Genomic DNA, 15,794 nt, shown 5'->3' on the forward strand with positions numbered 1-15,794 from the left:
TAACTTTACCTGCAAATATTTTTTTATGACTACACAAAGATTAAACGGCTCATTATATGCCGTTATCGAAAATAAAATAGCAACAGTTGAATTCGGACATCCTGCAAGTAATTCCTTTCCAAGCGAATTATTGCAACGATTAACAGACGAACTAAACAACTTGAGCAGTAATTCGGAAGTAAATCTTATTATTCTAAAAAGTGAAGGCGATGGAGCGTTCTGTGCCGGAGCTTCTTTTGATGAACTTTTGGCAGTATCCAATCTTGTTGAAGGAACCAGCTTCTTTTCGGGTTTTGCAAACGTGATCAATGCGATGCGTAAATGTTCCAAACTGATTGTAGGACGCATTCATGGCAAGGCTGTTGGTGGTGGCGTAGGATTGGCAGCGGCATGCGATTATGCTTTTGCAACAGTAGATAGCGCTATCAAACTATCAGAGCTGGCTATCGGAATAGGGCCTTTTGTAATTGAACCAGCTGTTTCAAGAAAAATTGGCAAAGGTGCTTTAGGCGAAATGACATTGGCGGCACACGAATGGAAAAATGCCTATTGGGCTCAGGAAAAAGGACTGTACGCCAAAGTTTTTGAAACAAAAGAAGACCTGGATAAAGAATTAGAGATCTTTACTTCAAAACTAGCATCCTATAATCCGGAAGCCTTATCTGAAATGAAAAAAGTGCTGTGGGAAGGAACTGAAAATTGGGATACACTTTTGTATGAAAGAGCTTCAATCTCAGGGAAATTGGTTTTGTCAGATTTTAGCAGAAATGCCCTGAACCAATTCAAAAAGTAACTAAATTTGCAGAAATAAAAAAGAATGAGCAAAATCAGAATTACCAAGCAATTTAGTTTCGAAACGGGACATGCGCTATATGGCTACGACGGAAAATGTAAAAATGTACACGGACATAGCTATAAATTGTCGGTAACGGTAATAGGAACACCGATTTCAGATACTACCAATGTGAAATTTGGAATGGTGATTGATTTTTCGGATTTGAAAAAAATAGTCCGCGAAGAAGTTGTAGATGTTTTTGACCACGCAACTGTTTTTAATAAAAATACCCCGCACATTGAATTGGCAGAAGAACTAAAAACCCGAGGCCATCATGTGATTTTAGTCGGTTATCAGCCAACAAGTGAAAATATGGTGATTGATTTCGCCGAGAAAATCAAAAGCAGATTGCCGGAAAACATCGCCCTGCATTCTTTGAGATTACAGGAAACAGAAACGTCCTATGCAGAATGGTTTCAAAGTGACAACTAGTTTTGGACGGGCAATTGCTGTGAAAATTTCTTCGTAAAACGTATGAACTTGAATAAACTAAATAAATACGATAAGGCATATCTTCGTATAGCAAAAGAATGGAGCCGGTTGTCGTATTGCCAAAGAAAACAGGTTGGCGCGATTATTGTAAAAGACAGGATGATTATCTCTGACGGTTACAACGGAACGCCATCCGGATTTGAAAATACCTGCGAAGGAGCTGACGGGTTGACTTTGTGGTATGTGCTTCACGCCGAGGCAAATGCCATACTTAAAGTTGCCGGCTCGACGCAATCTTGTGAAGGAGCGACTTTGTATATTACCTTGTCACCTTGCAAAGAATGCAGCAAGCTGATCCATCAGTCGGGAATAAAACGAGTTGTATATCAGGAAGGTTATAAAGACGATTCCGGGATACAATTTTTAAAAGACGCTGGCGTTGAGGTAGTTCATATTTCAGAAACCGAAATGAATGAAAAACAATAAGATATACCTACCACTTGTTATTTTTGCTGCCCTGGCAATAGGAGTTGTCTTGGGTGGAATGCTTAATTTTCCGACCCACGGAATCGCTTTCTCCAAAACCAGCCCAAAAAACAAGCTCAACAAACTTCTTGACTTTATAGACCGGGAATATGTTGACAATGTCAATACAGACTCTATAGTCGACCTTACAGTCACAGGCATATTAGATAAATTGGATCCTCATTCCGTTTATATTGCTAAAAATGAATTTGAGCAGGTTTCACAAAGCATGAAAGGTGATTTTGTGGGTATTGGCGTTAATTTTTACATGTATAATGATACGGTAGCTGTCATAAAACCGGTTGAAGGCGGACCTTCGGAAAAAGCGGGTATCAAATCGGGCGACCGAATTCTTTTTGCAAATAATTACAAGCTTTTTGGGCGAAAGATTACCAATGATACGCTTTTCTCTAAGCTTAAAGGAAGCGTTGGCTCTGATGTTGAGCTTACTATTTTCAGGAAGAATGAGAATAAAAAGCTAAAAGTCAAAGTAAGACGCGATGTAATTCCTATTAAAAGTGTGGATATAGCTGTAATGGTTAATCCAGGTGTAGGATATATAAAAATAAACCGCTTTGCTGAAACAACTTATGACGAATTTGAAACTGGACTTCGTGACCTTAAAAAGCAAGGAGCAAAATCGCTTATAATCGATGTGCGTGATAATGGAGGTGGCTATCTTGATAAGGCAATTGAAATAGCAGATGACTTTTTAAAAGACGATGCGCTAATCGTTTTTACCAAGAATAAAAAAGGAAGAATAGATAAGACCTATGCTACCAACGATGGAAGTTTTGAAAATGGTAAAGTATATATCCTGATTAATGAAAACAGTGCTTCGGCCAGCGAAATTTTAGCAGGAGCCATTCAGGATAATGACCGTGGACTGATAGTAGGAAGACGTTCTTTTGGAAAAGGATTAGTGCAGCGTGAAATGCCATTAGGTGACGGATCGGCTGTAAGGCTAACTGTAGCGAGATATTATACGCCAACGGGACGCTCGATTCAAAAGTCGTACGAGAAAGGAAGTGAAGAATATTTCAAGGAATTTGAAAAACGTTTTGAGTCTGGCGAATTATATAAATCAGACAGTATAAAAGTAGCAGACACACTAAAATTCAAGACACCAAAAGGGCGCACTGTATATGGCGGCGGCGGAATTGTTCCGGATATTTTTGTTCCACTCGAAGTAGAACATGGAGAAGAAAGCATTGCCTATATGATGCAATCCGGATTGGTAGGCTATTTTGCTTTTGAAGAATTGGATAAAAACCGCAATGATTTCAAAAACCTGACGTTCCAACAGTTCCAGGCAAAAATGCAGCAGACGGATACGTATTTCAATACATTCCAGAAATATCTAATCAAAAACGGAGTTCTTTTAGACCTGAAGCATACCAAAAACCTTGTCAAACGCTATCTCGCCGCAGAATTTGCCAGACAACTCTATGGTGACGACAAATACTATGAAATCGTATTAAAAGAAGATGCCATGATTAAGGCAGTTCTGGAAAACAAACAAGAAATAAAATAAAAAAGCATCCCGAAAGGGATGCTTTTTTATTTTATGTAAAACTTCTTTTCGTACAAAAAGGCAAAACCTTAGCGCCTCAGCACCTCAGTAACTTAGTGACTACTTCAAAAATTATTTTCTAATACTATCGTGTACTTGCGAATGCGTACCACTATTCCATAAAGTCAAAATATCCGTAGCGACAGAAGCACCGCTTCCGGCTGCGATAGACAGCTGACTTCTCAATCCTGCCAGGGTACCGGCAACGTAAATTCCGTCAGCAACAAAATGGTCCTCGTTTTTTAACTGTATTCTGTTTTTTTCTACAATCGCTTTCTTGTGTGGGATTACATAATCCATCAAACCTTCAATTGCAAAAGTATTTGTAGCGTTGATAGCTACTACAATAATTTTGGTTTGATACGATTCCTTGTTGGTCACAACCGTAAAGTTAGGATAGGCTCCTTCGATTTTCATGACCTTCTCATTTTCTATCTGCTCCACATGCGGATAAAGAGTAGCAAGTTGTTCTTTGCTTTCTTCCAGAAGTTCCGAACCTAATTTTCCGGCAGGAATACCATAAGCATTATTGAAAACAGCATCCTGAAGATTTGAGGCTTTCTGATGTGTAAAGATTCCGATTTTCTTGTCTGCAGCAAAAGCTTTGTTTTTGGCAGAACCCAAAACAAGGGCACAGGACATTCCTGAAACGCCTCCGCCAATAATTAAAACGTCAAACATGTCTTATTTGTCTTTTGTTTTTTCTTCAATCATTTTTGACATTCTGAAAATCAGAAGAATGAAAATGGCGCAAAATGAAGCAGCAATTCCTATCAATCCAACAACACTGTCTCCTTCGAACAAATGATCAAAGTCCAGAATAGTAATGTTGAAAATGATTAATGCAAGCGCAAGGAAGATTAATATGTAAGTAAAAATTTTCATTATAAGAAGGGGTTCCTGATTATGAATGGTGAAATTAATAAAATCTATGTTAGATAAAAAGCCCTTTAACATTGGCGCCAAATAATTTAACAGCAATGGCCAGCAAAATTACGCCAAATATCTTTCGGATAACGCCTAGTCCGTTCTCTCCAAGTAGCTTTTCTATCTTGGAAGACGACTTTAGGACGGCGAAAACTACAATTATATTAATGATTATGGCAAATATAATATTGATTTTTTCGTATTCGGCTCTTAAAGACAGTATCGTGGTCATGGTTCCAGCTCCAGCAATCAAAGGAAAAGCAATTGGAACAATAGAAGCCGTGCTCGGATTGTCTTCTTTATAGAGTCGGATTCCTAAAATCATTTCCAGAGCAAGAAAAAATAAAACGAAAGAACCTGCAACAGCAAACGAGCTGGCGTTGATCCCGATCAGTTTTAAGATTTCTTCACCCACAAAAAGAAAAGCAATCATAATGACACAGGCAACGATAGAAGCCTTTTCAGACTGAATATGTCCCACTTTTGAACGTAGGTCGACAATAATAGGTATGCTGCCAACGATATCGATAACAGCAAACAGAACCATACTAGCAGTAAAAATTTCTCTCCAATCGAATCCCATAACGATGCTTTTTTGAAGCTGCAAAATTATTTCATTAAAAATGAAAAATCATTAATGATTCGTTAATTTTTTAATGATTTTTTTCAAATTAAGTTATTGAAAATAAGCAAATTGTTTCTGTAAAGCCGGAAATTCAAAAATTAACACGCTATTTCACATTTGAAAACTATCTTTGCAGCATGTTTCAACTAGGAAAAACAATTGTCTCTGAAGACATTTTAGAAAAGGAATTTGTATGCAACCTTTCGGCTTGCAAAGGAGCTTGTTGTGTAGATGGCGATGCGGGAGCTCCATTAAATGAAGAAGAGACAAAAATCCTGGAAGCTATTTATCCAAAAGTAAAACCATTTCTTCGTAAGGAAGGAATTGAGGCTATTGAAGCGCAAGGCACGTGGGTAAAAGGAACAGATGGCGATTTAGAAACGCCTCTGATTGACAATAAAGATTGCGCTTATGTAATTTTTGATGGGAAAACTGCACTTTGCGGTATCGAACAAGCCTATAATCAGGGTGTTGTTGATTGGAAAAAACCAGTATCCTGCCATTTGTATCCGATACGTATTAAAGATTTTACCGAATTTGCAGCCGTAAATTATGACAAATGGGAAATTTGTGATGATGCCTGTTCTTTAGGTAAAGAACTTGAGGTTCCGGTTTACAAATTTGTGAAAGAAGCGCTCATTCGTCGCTTTGGTGAAGACTGGTATGCCGAACTTGAAAAGGTGGCTCAGGAGCTTAAAAACCAATAACCTTTTTTATCTCAAAATTTTAATTTTCTCCGGTTTCGAATTCCTTTGTTTTATGGGAGTTAGCGGTATTTTTTGATTTGTAAATAACTGATTTTTAGCCATTTAAATAAATATCAAAAAGTAAGAATTAATTTACCTCTTGTTAAAAACTATGTCCAATTGTGGATAAGTTTGACTTTCATTTACCAATACAATTGACAATCTTTGTAGTGTCAAGAAATCAAAGAATAAAATCCTATAACACAATAAACGTCAAGATAGTATGGCAGCGATAGAACCAATTTTACAAGAGAACAAAGACCGTTTCGTGATTTTTCCAATAAAACACCATGATATTTGGGAGTGGTATAAGAAAATGGAGGCGAGTTTTTGGACTGCGGAAGAAATTGATCTGCACCAGGATTTATCTGATTGGAACAATAAGTTGAATGATGACGAAAAATATTTCGTCAAGCATATTTTAGCTTTTTTTGCTGCATCAGACGGTATTGTAAATGAAAACCTTGCCGAAAATTTTGTAAACGAAGTTCAATATCCGGAAGCTAAATTTTTCTACGGATTCCAAATCATGATGGAGAATATCCACAGCGAAACCTATTCTCTTCTGATTGATACGTATGTAAAAGATGAGGCCGAAAAAGATCAGCTTTTCCATGCATTGGATGTATTTCCTGCGATTAAGAAAAAAGCCGACTGGGCTTTAAAATGGATCGACTCCGATTCTTTTGCTGAAAGATTGATTGCTTTTGCAGCAGTAGAAGGGATCTTTTTCTCAGGAGCATTCTGTTCTATCTATTGGTTGAAAAAACGCGGATTAATGCCGGGTCTTACATTTTCAAACGAATTGATTTCACGTGATGAAGGCGTACATTGCGACTTTGCAGTGCATTTGCACAACCACCACCTGGTAAACAAAGTTCCAAAAGCAAGAATTACAGAAATTTTAGTACAGGCTCTGGATATCGAAAGAGAATTTATAACAGAATCTCTTCCGGTAAGCTTGATTGGAATGAACGCAAACTTAATGACACAATATCTGGAATTTGTAACCGATAGATTATTAGTAGAATTAGGATGTGCAAGAGTATATAACTCTGCCAATCCATTTGATTTTATGGATATGATCTCCTTACAAGGTAAAACGAATTTCTTCGAGAAACGAGTTTCAGAATATCAAAAAGCTGGAGTTTTAAACAGCGGTACAGGAAACGACAGCGAATCGCAAAAAATTAGTTTCGACGCCGATTTCTAGATTTTTAGAAGCCAGACACCCCTTTTGTCTTTTAAACCATTTCCTGATAATACAGAAGTATTTTTCTTTTTTTAATTAGAAAGAAAAAGGTTTCTTTTTTGTCAGAACTAATGCCGCTTTGGCGGATTGTTTTAATCTTTTTAATAATCCCGAATGGTCTTCCATTCCCTAACCAATTTGTAAACTTATGTATGTAGTTAAAAGAGACGGTCACAGAGAGCCGGTAATGTTTGATAAGATTACGGATAGAATTAAAAAATTATGCTACGGCTTGAACGATCTTGTAGATCCGGTAAAAGTAGCAATGCGCGTTATCGAGGGGTTGTATGATGGCGTTACAACTTCAGAGTTAGATAATCTTGCAGCTGAAACCGCAGCTGCAATGACAATTGCCCATCCTGATTATGCCCAATTGGCAGCAAGGATAGCAATTTCAAATCTTCATAAGAATACCAAAAAATCGTTTTCAGAAACGATGAAGGACATGTATTTGTATGTGAATCCAAGAACCAATCAGGAATCTCCGTTGCTTTCAGATGAAGTATACAACGTGATTCAGGAAAATGCGGCTTTCTTAGATTCTCATGTAATTTACAATAGAGATTTCAACTACGATTATTTCGGATTCAAAACGCTTGAGCGTTCGTATCTGTTAAAAATAAACGGAAAGATTGTAGAAAGACCACAACATATGTTGATGCGTGTTTCAGTAGGAATCCACTTGAATGACTTAGATGCTGTATTAGAAACTTACGACCTGATGTCTAAAAAGTTCTTTACGCATGCAACGCCAACATTATTCAACGCTGGAACTCCAAAACCGCAAATGTCTTCTTGTTTCCTTTTGGCAATGCAGGATGACAGTATCGACGGAATTTACGATACGCTAAAGCAAACAGCAAAAATTTCACAATCAGCAGGAGGAATCGGACTATCAATCCATAACGTTCGTGCAACAGGATCTTATATCCGTGGAACAAACGGAACATCAAACGGAATCGTTCCGATGTTGCGTGTTTTCAATGACACGGCTCGTTATGTAGACCAAGGTGGTGGAAAACGTAAAGGAAGTTTTGCCATCTATATCGAAACATGGCATGCTGATATTTTTGATTTCCTTGACCTGAAGAAAAACCACGGAAAAGAAGAAATGCGTGCCCGTGACTTGTTTTTCGCTATGTGGACGTCTGACTTGTTCATGAAACGTGTTCAGGAAGATTCTACTTGGACATTAATGTGTCCAAACGAATGCCCAGGATTGTATGACATATACGGTGAAGAATTTGAAGCATTGTATACTTCTTACGAAGCCCAAGGTAAAGGAAGAAAAACAATCAAGGCAAGAGAGCTTTGGGAAAAAATTCTGGAATCTCAAATTGAAACCGGAACACCATACATGCTGTATAAAGATGCAGCAAACCGCAAATCAAACCAGAAAAACTTGGGAACAATCCGTTCTTCTAACTTGTGTACAGAAATCATGGAGTACACTTCTAAAGATGAAATTGCGGTATGTAACCTGGCTTCTATCTCGTTGCCAATGTTTGTGGAAAACGGACAGTTCAATCATGAGTTGCTTTACAACGTAACCAAACGTGTAACAAGAAACTTGAACAAAGTAATCGATAGAAACTACTATCCGGTTCAGGAAGCAGAAAATTCAAATATGCGTCACCGTCCGGTTGGATTGGGTGTTCAAGGTTTGGCAGATGCCTTTATCCTTTTAAGAATGCCTTTTACTTCGGATGAAGCTAAAAAACTAAACCAGGAAATCTTCGAAACGCTTTATTTTGCAGCAGTTACGGCTTCTATGGAAATGGCAAAAGAAGAAGGTCCATATTCTACTTTTGAAGGTTCGCCAATTTCACAAGGTGAATTCCAGTACAATCTTTGGGGATTGACAGATGGAGACTTGTCTGGTCGTTGGGATTGGGCTTCTTTAAGAAAAGAAGTAATGGAAAATGGTGTGAGAAACTCATTGCTTGTAGCGCCAATGCCAACAGCTTCGACTTCTCAAATCCTTGGAAATAACGAAGCTTTCGAGCCTTATACTTCAAATATCTATACAAGACGAGTGCTTTCAGGCGAATTTATTGTTGTAAACAAACACTTGTTAGAAGATTTAGTAGAGCTTGGTCTTTGGAATGAAGATTTGAAACAAGAAATCATGCGTCATAACGGATCAATCCAAAACATTGATCTTATTCCGCAAGATTTGAAAGAACTATATAAAACCGTTTGGGAAATGTCAATGAAAGATATTATTGATATGTCACGCCAAAGAGGTTACTTTATTGACCAGTCACAGTCGTTGAACTTATTTATGCAGGATGCGAATTTTGCTAAATTGACTTCAATGCATTTCTACGCTTGGCAGTCAGGATTAAAAACAGGAATGTATTATCTGAGAACCAAGTCGGCGGTTGATGCAATTAAGTTTACGCTTAATAACGATAAAAAAGCAGAACCAGTAGCTGTAGAAACTGTTACAGAACCTGCAATTGCTGTCGATGAGTTCCGTGCTATGTTGGAGCGTTCCAAAAATGCAGAGCCAGACGATTGCGAAATGTGCGGATCTTAATAAGAAACCTAATATCTAATAAAAACAGCCGTCAAATGATGGCTGTTTTTTTATACCAATAGTTTTAGTCTTAGTATATTTGCTTACAAAATTAAAAGAGCTTGAGCACACTATATTTCAGGGATAGGGAAAATGTAAATTTAGAAGATGTCATCTTTGAAGCTTCTGTGGCAGAACAAGTCGAACAATTTCTGAAAGAACACCGTTTTTCTGAAATCCTTCATCAATATGAACTTCCTGTCGCCAATAAAATTTTTCTGTATGGCAAGACCGGTTGCGGCAAAACCATGACGGCTAAAGCGATTGCAAAAGAGCTGGACAAGAAAATCTTTATCGTAAACCTGTCAACTATAGTGTCTTCCAAATTAGGAGAAACGGCAAAGAACATCAATAACATTTTTAAGGAAGCCAATTATGAGAACTCCGTATTGTTTTTTGATGAATTTGACTCTTTAGGACAAGTAAGAGATTACGATAATAAAGACAGCAGCGAAATGAAACGTGTTGTAAATGCCCTGTTGCAGCTTATTGACAATTTCCCGAGAAACGCCATATTGATAGCAGCAACCAATCAGATTCAAATGATTGACGAAGCGTTACTGCGAAGATTTGAACTTAAATTGGAATTTATATCGCCTTCAGAACAAGTATTGGACGGTTATTATGATGCATTGCTGTCAAAATATCCAGTGAAATATCAAAAGGTAGAAAGGAAATACGGCATTTCCTTTTCAGAGGCCAAAGATTTTGTTTTCAGACAAGTGAAAAACAATATTATCCTCGACGAAATGGCAAAACTGTCATAACAAACTAAATTATTTACTTTAATCATACACCAATGTCAAAACAAAAAAAAGGAGTTTATACCGGAATCATAGAAAAAGATGAAAACGGAAATTATTTCTGCGGACCTTACCTTCTGGATTACCAATATACCGAAGCCAATTTTAAGATTGGAGATGAAGTAAATATCAAATCGGTAATTGAAAACCCAAGTGATAAGACGTACGATCAGTATCCAAAGAAATCTAAAAATTTCTTTTTGGCGAATCTGAAAGAATAATTTTTAAATTAATGGATTATAGAACTTCAAGACAGTTTAGGCTGGATAAAGATTTATATGCTAGCCAAGGCACCCGTTTGGCAAATTATCTGATAGATTATGTTTGTCAGATACTGCTGATGTTTGCTTTAGTGGTCGTATTGACTATGATTTCTGTTATTATAGGTAATGACAGTATTCTTGCTCGTATTGAAAATATGAATCAGATAGAAGAGTATGGTGCTGCTGTTGTGATTATATTGATTTACTACAATGTATTTGAAATCTTTTTTTCAAGAACCATAGGTAAATTTATTACCAAAACGATTGTTGTCAATATAAATGGCGAAAAGCCAGACAGCCAGGAAATATTAGTACGCTCACTTTGCAGGCTGATTCCTTTTGATGGTTTTTCGTTTTTGGGAGCACCAAATAAAGGCTGGCACGACAGCATTTCCAAAACCTATGTTGTAAAAAAAGAATTATTAGAAAAGAAAAAAGAACTGTTTTATTCTCTGGATGAAATAGGAAATAATACCAACGAATTATGATGAACTGGGAACAGCTTTTGTCTTTAAGAAAACAAGGCGACAAAGGAAAAAGATTGCGAAAAGAACAAGACGATACGCGTCTGGGCTTTGAAGTCGATTACGATAGGATTATATTTTCTTCTGCTTTTAGAAGCCTTCAGGATAAGACACAGGTAATTCCGCTTTCTAAAACAGATTTCGTACATACAAGACTAACACATAGTCTTGAAGTTTCTGTTGTGGGCCGTTCCATCGGAAGATTGGTTGGAAAACAAATTATTGAAAAATACCCACACCTGAGAGAAGTTCACGGCTATCAACCAAACGATTTTGGTGCTATAGTCGCAGCAGCATCGCTGGCCCATGATATCGGAAATCCGCCATTTGGGCATTCCGGAGAAAAAGCCATAGGTGAGTATTTTAAGACCGGAAACGGGAAACAGTTCAAAGACCAGCTTTCTGAAAAAGAATGGCAGGATTTAATCGATTTTGAAGGAAATGCCAATGGTTTTTCACTACTAACGGCTTCCCGTCCGGGCATTGAAGGCGGACTTAGGATTTCATATGCTACTTTGGGTGCTTTTATGAAATATCCAAAAGAATCATTGCCTAAAAAACCGACAAGTCATATTTCGGATAAAAAATACGGCTTTTTCCAAACTGATAAAGAGTTTTTCAAAGAAGTAGCCGAAGAGCTAGGAATGATTCCTAATAAGTCAGGAAATGACATCGGTTATGAAAGACATCCATTGGCCTTTTTAGTCGAAGCGGCTGATGATATCTGCTATACGATTATCGATTTTGAAGACGGAATCAATTTAGGTCTGGTTTCAGAAGATTTTGCGCTGGAATACCTTATCAATCTGGTAAAAGACAGTATTGATACTAAAAAATTCAATTCCCTGATTACAAAAGAAGACAGGATCAGCTACCTAAGAGCATTGGCAATAGGTAGTTTGATTAGTGATGTCGTAAAAGTATTCGTTGAAAATGAAGAACAGATACTTCAGGGGAAATTCCATCACGCATTGACCGAAAAGAGCAAGTATGTCGCTCAGATGAACGATATTATCAAACTGAGTGTAAAAAACATCTACCAAAGCAGAGAAGTTATCGAAAAGGAATTGGTAGGCTACCAGATTATCCAAACTTTATTAGATAAATTCATTACAGCTTTCAATAACCAGTTTCACAATGAAGCTTCAAACTATGATCGATTGTTGCTAAAAATGCTTCCGGAGAAGTTTCATGATGAAAAAAATGATCTTTACAAAAGGCTATTGCACATCTGCCATTATGTGTCACTTTTGACTGATGGAAATGCACTGGAGTTATTTAATACGATAAACGGGCGTAAGAAGCTGTAAAAAGCCTAGAAGCTGTAAATCAAGCCTACGCCAAGCATTTGCTTGAACTGTACTTTTGGGCCTACGGTAACCTGCTGGCCGTTGATTTCTTCCTTGGCCTTGATATCGTGGTCATAAATCAGGTGAGTGTTGATGTTGGCACGCACGTATTTGTTGACGATAAAATCCAATTGCACTTGCCAATCCACATCTATATTTCCAAAGTTGTTGATATAATCCGTGTAAAGATTTAGTTTGTTTTCAAAATTGATGTTTTTGAAAAGCTCTTTCTTATAACCGCTCGTAAAAAGGAAACCGAGCTCTGTTCTGGAATTCTTACCGTCTTCAAGCTTTACACCGGTAACAGCGTCATAAACCGCTTTATGAACCCCAAAAGCTCCCTGGTCTGCCAATCGTTGGTCTAAAACCAATGTGTTTTTCAAGGTAAGAGGTGAGATATAAAGCTGTAGGTTGTATTTCTTGTTGTTGTATTCCGCTCCAATCCCTAAGAAAGTATAGGCTGGTGCGAATGGTTTCGAAATCGCTAAATCCGTGTTGGGATAATTATAACCGCTGGTAAATTGCGTGTTGAAATTGAACTTCGCACTATGAAACCAGTTGGTCGTCGTGTCTCTTCTGTAACCAAAAGTAGAGTTGAATTGGAAAGCGTCGTCCGTTTTTCGCAATTCAACACCATCCTGCTTGCTTACTCCATAACGAACAATTAGCTCATTAAGCCATCGTAGGTTCCCATTCTCGTATTTTCGTGTGAATGTTCCTTTTAATAATCCGGAAATGGCGCTGTTTCCACCGGCACTCCAATTGACAAAAGCAATTTCATTTAAGTCGAATCCTACGACATTTTTCTTTTCCCAATGGGTGACAACTTTTTTGACAATAGCTGAGTCTAGTTTTTTGGATTGGATAGTATCAACAGATTGTGCTATAGATGATACTGAAAAAAGCAAAAATAACCCTAAGGCTAAAGGAGATAATCTCATAACTGGCATATTAAATTTTAGGACAGTGCAAAAGTCAATAATTTCGACAGTTTTCAAAAATTATTTGCAAGTTTTTTGCATCTATTTTGCTATAACGTTGTAGCTCTCCAACAGTTCCATGTTCGATAAATTCGTCTGGAATACCTAAAATTTCTATCTTTTTGGTGTAATTGTTCTGAGCCGCAAATTCTGCTATAGCACTACCGAAACCTCCTTTTGCCGCTCCGTCCTCTAAAGTAATAATAACGTTATGTGTATTAAAAATAGTATGAAGCATTGCTTCATCTAATGGTTTTACAAATGGAAAATCATAATGAGAGAAGTCTTTTGGGTCATCAATATTTACTAAAGCAGGAATAACATTGTTGCCAATCGATCCGGTAGAAAGGATAGCAATTCTATCGCCTTCTTTTAACAATTTTGCTTTTCCGATCTCAATTTTTTCAAAAGGTTTTTTCCAATCCACAATCACTCCACGGCCTCTAGGATAGCGGATAGCGATAGGATGCTCCAGCCCAAGCTGTGCGGTATATAACATATTACGGAGTCCTATTTCATTCATAGGAGCATAAACAATCATATTAGGAATACATCTCAAATAAGCAAGGTCAAAAGCGCCATGATGCGTGGCACCATCCTCACCAACCAATCCGGCTCTGTCGAGACAAAAAATGACCGGAAGATTTTGTAAAGCCACATCGTGGATAACTTGGTCATAGGCTCTTTGTAAAAATGTTGAGTAAATATTGCAATACACAATCATTCCCTGGGTTGCCATTCCCGCTGCCAAGGTCACAGCATGCTGTTCTGCAATTCCAACGTCAAAAGCACGTTTCGGGAACACATCCATCATAAATTTTAACGAACTGCCGCTTGGCATAGCAGGCGTAATTCCTACAATCTTTTCATTTTTCTCGGCCAATTCCAATATAGTCAAGCCAAAAACATCCTGAAATTTCGGTGGCAGATTTTCTTCTGATTTTGGAATGATTTCTCCGGTTAGCTTATCAAACTTCCCGGGTGCATGATATTTTACCTGATCTTTTTCAGCCTGCTCCAATCCTTTTCCCTTGGTGGTAATAATATGGAGGAATTTTGGTCCTTTGGTATTTTTTAATCGTTCTAGTTCTTTAATGACGGCAGTAATATCATGACCGTCAATAGGGCCTGAATAATCAAAATTCAACGACTTTATCATGTTATTCTCCCGTGGGTTCTTTCCTTCCTTTACAGAAGTAAGATAATTTTTTAAAGCACCAACACTCGGGTCAATTCCTATGGCATTGTCATTTAAGATGACGAGCAGATTAGCATCGGTTACGCCGGCATGATTAAGACCTTCAAAAGCCATTCCTGATGCGATAGAAGCATCTCCAACAACTGCAATATGATGTTTTTCAAAATCACCCGTCAGATTTGAAGCAATAGCCATTCCTAACGCAGCAGAAATTGCGGTAGAAGAGTGTCCAACGCCAAAAGTGTCATACGGACTTTCACTTCTTTTTGGAAATCCGGAAATTCCGCCCCATTGCCTGTTGGTATCAAAATTGTCTTTTCGTCCGGTTAGGATCTTATGTCCGTATGCCTGATGCCCAACATCCCAGACCAATAAATCATCAGGTGTGTTGAAGACATAATGAAGGGCAATCGTCAACTCAATTACGCCCAGACTGGCACCAAGATGGCCTTCTTTGACAGAAACGATATCAATAATAAAATCACGCAGTTCACGTGCCAAAACAGGCAATTCAGCTTCGGTCAGCTTCCTCAGATCCTCAGGAGAATTTATATTTTGAAGGATGGTATAGTTCATTTCCAGATTAAAAACCAAATTTACGATATTGTTTTTTATTTTTGGGCTATGGAAAACAGCAACACCGACGAATATTTCATGAAAAAGGCTTTACAGGAAGCTGAAGTCGCTTTTGAAAAAGGTGAAATCCCGGTCGGGGCCATTATAGTTGTTGAAAACCGTATCATTGCCAGAAGTCATAATCTTACTGAAATGTTGAATGATGTAACAGCACATGCCGAAATGCAATCAATTACAGCGGCGGCCAATTTTTTAGGAGGAAAATACCTTAAGAATTGCACTTTATATGTTACATTAGAGCCTTGCCAGATGTGTGCCGGAGCTTTGTATTGGAGCCAAATTTCCAGAATCGTTTTTGGAGCCAGAGACGAACAGAGAGGATACATGGCTTTAGGAACAAAATTGCATCCAAAAACAGTCGTGGAATATGGTGTTTTAGAAGCAGAAGCTTCCAGTTTGATGAAGCGTTTTTTTCTGGAAAAACGCAAATAAAAATTCTCCCCCAAAAGAAAAAATTAGGCATGATTTTTTTCTTGTTAAAAATTTAAAAATTAATCCTATATTTAGTACAATAAAGACAAGGATTATTCAGTTATGCTGAAAAT

General features: G+C 37.7%; 17 protein-coding genes. 12 read left to right on the forward strand and 5 right to left on the reverse strand.

From position 1 onward, the window contains the following. Nucleotides 1–25 precede the first annotated feature (25 nt). The 4 genes from FJA49_RS14495 to FJA49_RS14510 are packed head-to-tail and all read left to right on the forward strand — an operon-like array spanning nt 26 to nt 3,326. Complete coding sequence (locus tag FJA49_RS14495; protein ID WP_140001645.1) at nt 26–793, forward strand: enoyl-CoA hydratase/isomerase family protein; 768 nt, start codon at nt 26–28, stop codon at nt 791–793. A 24-nt stretch (nt 794–817) separates the two neighbouring features. Continuing rightward, complete coding sequence (locus FJA49_RS14500; RefSeq protein ID WP_140001646.1) at nt 818–1,267, forward strand: 6-pyruvoyl trahydropterin synthase family protein; 450 nt, start codon at nt 818–820, stop codon at nt 1,265–1,267. Between the two features lie 42 nt (nt 1,268–1,309). Beyond that, nucleotides 1,310–1,753, forward strand: a complete 444-nt coding sequence (locus FJA49_RS14505; RefSeq protein WP_140001647.1) for a deoxycytidylate deaminase — start codon at nt 1,310–1,312, stop codon at nt 1,751–1,753. After that, nucleotides 1,740–3,326: a S41 family peptidase gene (locus FJA49_RS14510; protein WP_140001648.1), complete on the forward strand. Its 1,587-nt coding sequence runs from the start codon at nt 1,740–1,742 to the stop codon at nt 3,324–3,326. The genes FJA49_RS14505 and FJA49_RS14510 overlap by 14 nt, the downstream gene beginning before the upstream one ends. A gap of 111 nt (nt 3,327–3,437) precedes the next feature. Here FJA49_RS14510 and FJA49_RS14515 read toward each other — a convergent pair whose 3' ends face one another. From FJA49_RS14515 to FJA49_RS14525, 3 genes are read right to left on the reverse strand one after another with little or no spacing between them, the layout of a single operon-like run. Next, entirely contained in the window at nt 3,438–4,046 is a 609-nt protein-coding gene (locus FJA49_RS14515; protein WP_140001649.1) for an FAD-dependent oxidoreductase, read from the reverse strand. Nucleotides 4,047–4,049: 3 nt separating this feature from the next. Continuing rightward, nucleotides 4,050–4,250 carry a hypothetical protein gene (locus FJA49_RS14520; RefSeq protein ID WP_056067874.1) on the reverse strand — a complete coding sequence of 67 codons (201 nt, stop codon included), beginning with the start codon at nt 4,248–4,250 and terminating at the stop codon, nt 4,050–4,052. 49 nt (nt 4,251–4,299) lie between these two features. Then, entirely contained in the window at nt 4,300–4,875 is a 576-nt protein-coding gene (locus tag FJA49_RS14525; protein ID WP_140001650.1) for a MarC family protein, read from the reverse strand. Between the two features lie 179 nt (nt 4,876–5,054). On the opposite strand from FJA49_RS14525, the gene FJA49_RS14530 reads away from it, so the two are divergent. The 7 genes from FJA49_RS14530 (at nt 5,055) to FJA49_RS14560 (ending at nt 12,396) form a co-directional block, all read left to right on the forward strand. Beyond that, entirely contained in the window at nt 5,055–5,624 is a 570-nt protein-coding gene (locus tag FJA49_RS14530; protein ID WP_140001651.1) for a DUF3109 family protein, read from the forward strand. Nucleotides 5,625–5,886: 262 nt separating this feature from the next. Further along, a complete protein-coding gene (locus FJA49_RS14535) occupies nt 5,887–6,876 on the forward strand; it encodes a ribonucleotide-diphosphate reductase subunit beta (protein WP_140001652.1) in 990 nt (329 codons plus the stop codon). 187 nt (nt 6,877–7,063) lie between these two features. Next, nucleotides 7,064–9,457 (forward strand): ribonucleoside-diphosphate reductase subunit alpha, encoded by a 2,394-nt coding sequence (locus tag FJA49_RS14540; RefSeq protein WP_140001653.1) that lies wholly within the window; start codon nt 7,064–7,066, stop codon nt 9,455–9,457. Between the two features lie 101 nt (nt 9,458–9,558). Further along, entirely contained in the window at nt 9,559–10,263 is a 705-nt protein-coding gene (locus FJA49_RS14545) for an AAA family ATPase (RefSeq protein ID WP_140001654.1), read from the forward strand. A gap of 32 nt (nt 10,264–10,295) precedes the next feature. Beyond that, complete coding sequence (locus tag FJA49_RS14550) at nt 10,296–10,520, forward strand: hypothetical protein (protein ID WP_140001655.1); 225 nt, start codon at nt 10,296–10,298, stop codon at nt 10,518–10,520. 11 nt (nt 10,521–10,531) lie between these two features. Continuing rightward, on the forward strand, nt 10,532–11,050 hold the full coding sequence (locus FJA49_RS14555; protein ID WP_140001656.1) for an RDD family protein: 519 nt from the start codon (nt 10,532–10,534) through the stop codon (nt 11,048–11,050). After that, entirely contained in the window at nt 11,050–12,396 is a 1,347-nt protein-coding gene (locus FJA49_RS14560) for a deoxyguanosinetriphosphate triphosphohydrolase (protein WP_140002998.1), read from the forward strand. The genes FJA49_RS14555 and FJA49_RS14560 overlap by 1 nt, the downstream gene beginning before the upstream one ends. A 5-nt stretch (nt 12,397–12,401) precedes the next feature. Here FJA49_RS14560 and FJA49_RS14565 read toward each other — a convergent pair whose 3' ends face one another. Next, on the reverse strand, nt 12,402–13,376 hold the full coding sequence (locus tag FJA49_RS14565) for a DUF3078 domain-containing protein (RefSeq protein ID WP_317131704.1): 975 nt from the start codon (nt 13,374–13,376) through the stop codon (nt 12,402–12,404). 34 nt (nt 13,377–13,410) lie between these two features. Next, nucleotides 13,411–15,189, reverse strand: coding sequence for a 1-deoxy-D-xylulose-5-phosphate synthase (locus tag FJA49_RS14570; protein ID WP_140001658.1), 1,779 nt, complete (start codon nt 15,187–15,189; stop codon nt 13,411–13,413). A 48-nt stretch (nt 15,190–15,237) separates the two neighbouring features. Here FJA49_RS14570 and FJA49_RS14575 point away from each other — a divergent pair, with 48 nt between their 5' ends. After that, entirely contained in the window at nt 15,238–15,681 is a 444-nt protein-coding gene (locus FJA49_RS14575) for a nucleoside deaminase (RefSeq protein WP_140001659.1), read from the forward strand. The last annotated feature ends 113 nt before the right edge of the window (nt 15,682–15,794 follow it).

This window comes from Flavobacterium microcysteis, from assembly GCF_006385255.1.
In the GTDB taxonomy this organism is placed as follows: Bacteria; Bacteroidota; Bacteroidia; order Flavobacteriales; family Flavobacteriaceae; genus Flavobacterium; species Flavobacterium microcysteis.

Bases quoted from the DNA above. Each gene is read 5' to 3' on its own strand.
- FJA49_RS14495 (WP_140001645.1), top strand. From the start codon at position 26: ATGACTACACAAAGATTAAACGGCTCATTATATGCCGTTATCGAAAAT.
- FJA49_RS14500 (WP_140001646.1), top strand. From the start codon at position 818: ATGAGCAAAATCAGAATTACCAAGCAATTTAGTTTCGAAACGGGACAT.
- FJA49_RS14505 (WP_140001647.1), top strand. From the start codon at position 1,310: ATGAACTTGAATAAACTAAATAAATACGATAAGGCATATCTTCGTATA.
- FJA49_RS14510 (WP_140001648.1), top strand. From the start codon at position 1,740: ATGAAAAACAATAAGATATACCTACCACTTGTTATTTTTGCTGCCCTG.
- FJA49_RS14515 (WP_140001649.1), bottom strand. From the start codon at position 4,046: ATGTTTGACGTTTTAATTATTGGCGGAGGCGTTTCAGGAATGTCCTGT.
- FJA49_RS14520 (WP_056067874.1), bottom strand. From the start codon at position 4,250: ATGAAAATTTTTACTTACATATTAATCTTCCTTGCGCTTGCATTAATC.
- FJA49_RS14525 (WP_140001650.1), bottom strand. From the start codon at position 4,875: ATGGGATTCGATTGGAGAGAAATTTTTACTGCTAGTATGGTTCTGTTT.
- FJA49_RS14530 (WP_140001651.1), top strand. From the start codon at position 5,055: ATGTTTCAACTAGGAAAAACAATTGTCTCTGAAGACATTTTAGAAAAG.
- FJA49_RS14535 (WP_140001652.1), top strand. From the start codon at position 5,887: ATGGCAGCGATAGAACCAATTTTACAAGAGAACAAAGACCGTTTCGTG.
- FJA49_RS14540 (WP_140001653.1), top strand. From the start codon at position 7,064: ATGTATGTAGTTAAAAGAGACGGTCACAGAGAGCCGGTAATGTTTGAT.
- FJA49_RS14550 (WP_140001655.1), top strand. From the start codon at position 10,296: ATGTCAAAACAAAAAAAAGGAGTTTATACCGGAATCATAGAAAAAGAT.
- FJA49_RS14555 (WP_140001656.1), top strand. From the start codon at position 10,532: ATGGATTATAGAACTTCAAGACAGTTTAGGCTGGATAAAGATTTATAT.
- FJA49_RS14560 (WP_140002998.1), top strand. From the start codon at position 11,050: ATGAACTGGGAACAGCTTTTGTCTTTAAGAAAACAAGGCGACAAAGGA.
- FJA49_RS14565 (WP_317131704.1), bottom strand. From the start codon at position 13,376: ATGAGATTATCTCCTTTAGCCTTAGGGTTATTTTTGCTTTTTTCAGTA.
- FJA49_RS14570 (WP_140001658.1), bottom strand. From the start codon at position 15,189: ATGAACTATACCATCCTTCAAAATATAAATTCTCCTGAGGATCTGAGG.
- FJA49_RS14575 (WP_140001659.1), top strand. From the start codon at position 15,238: ATGGAAAACAGCAACACCGACGAATATTTCATGAAAAAGGCTTTACAG.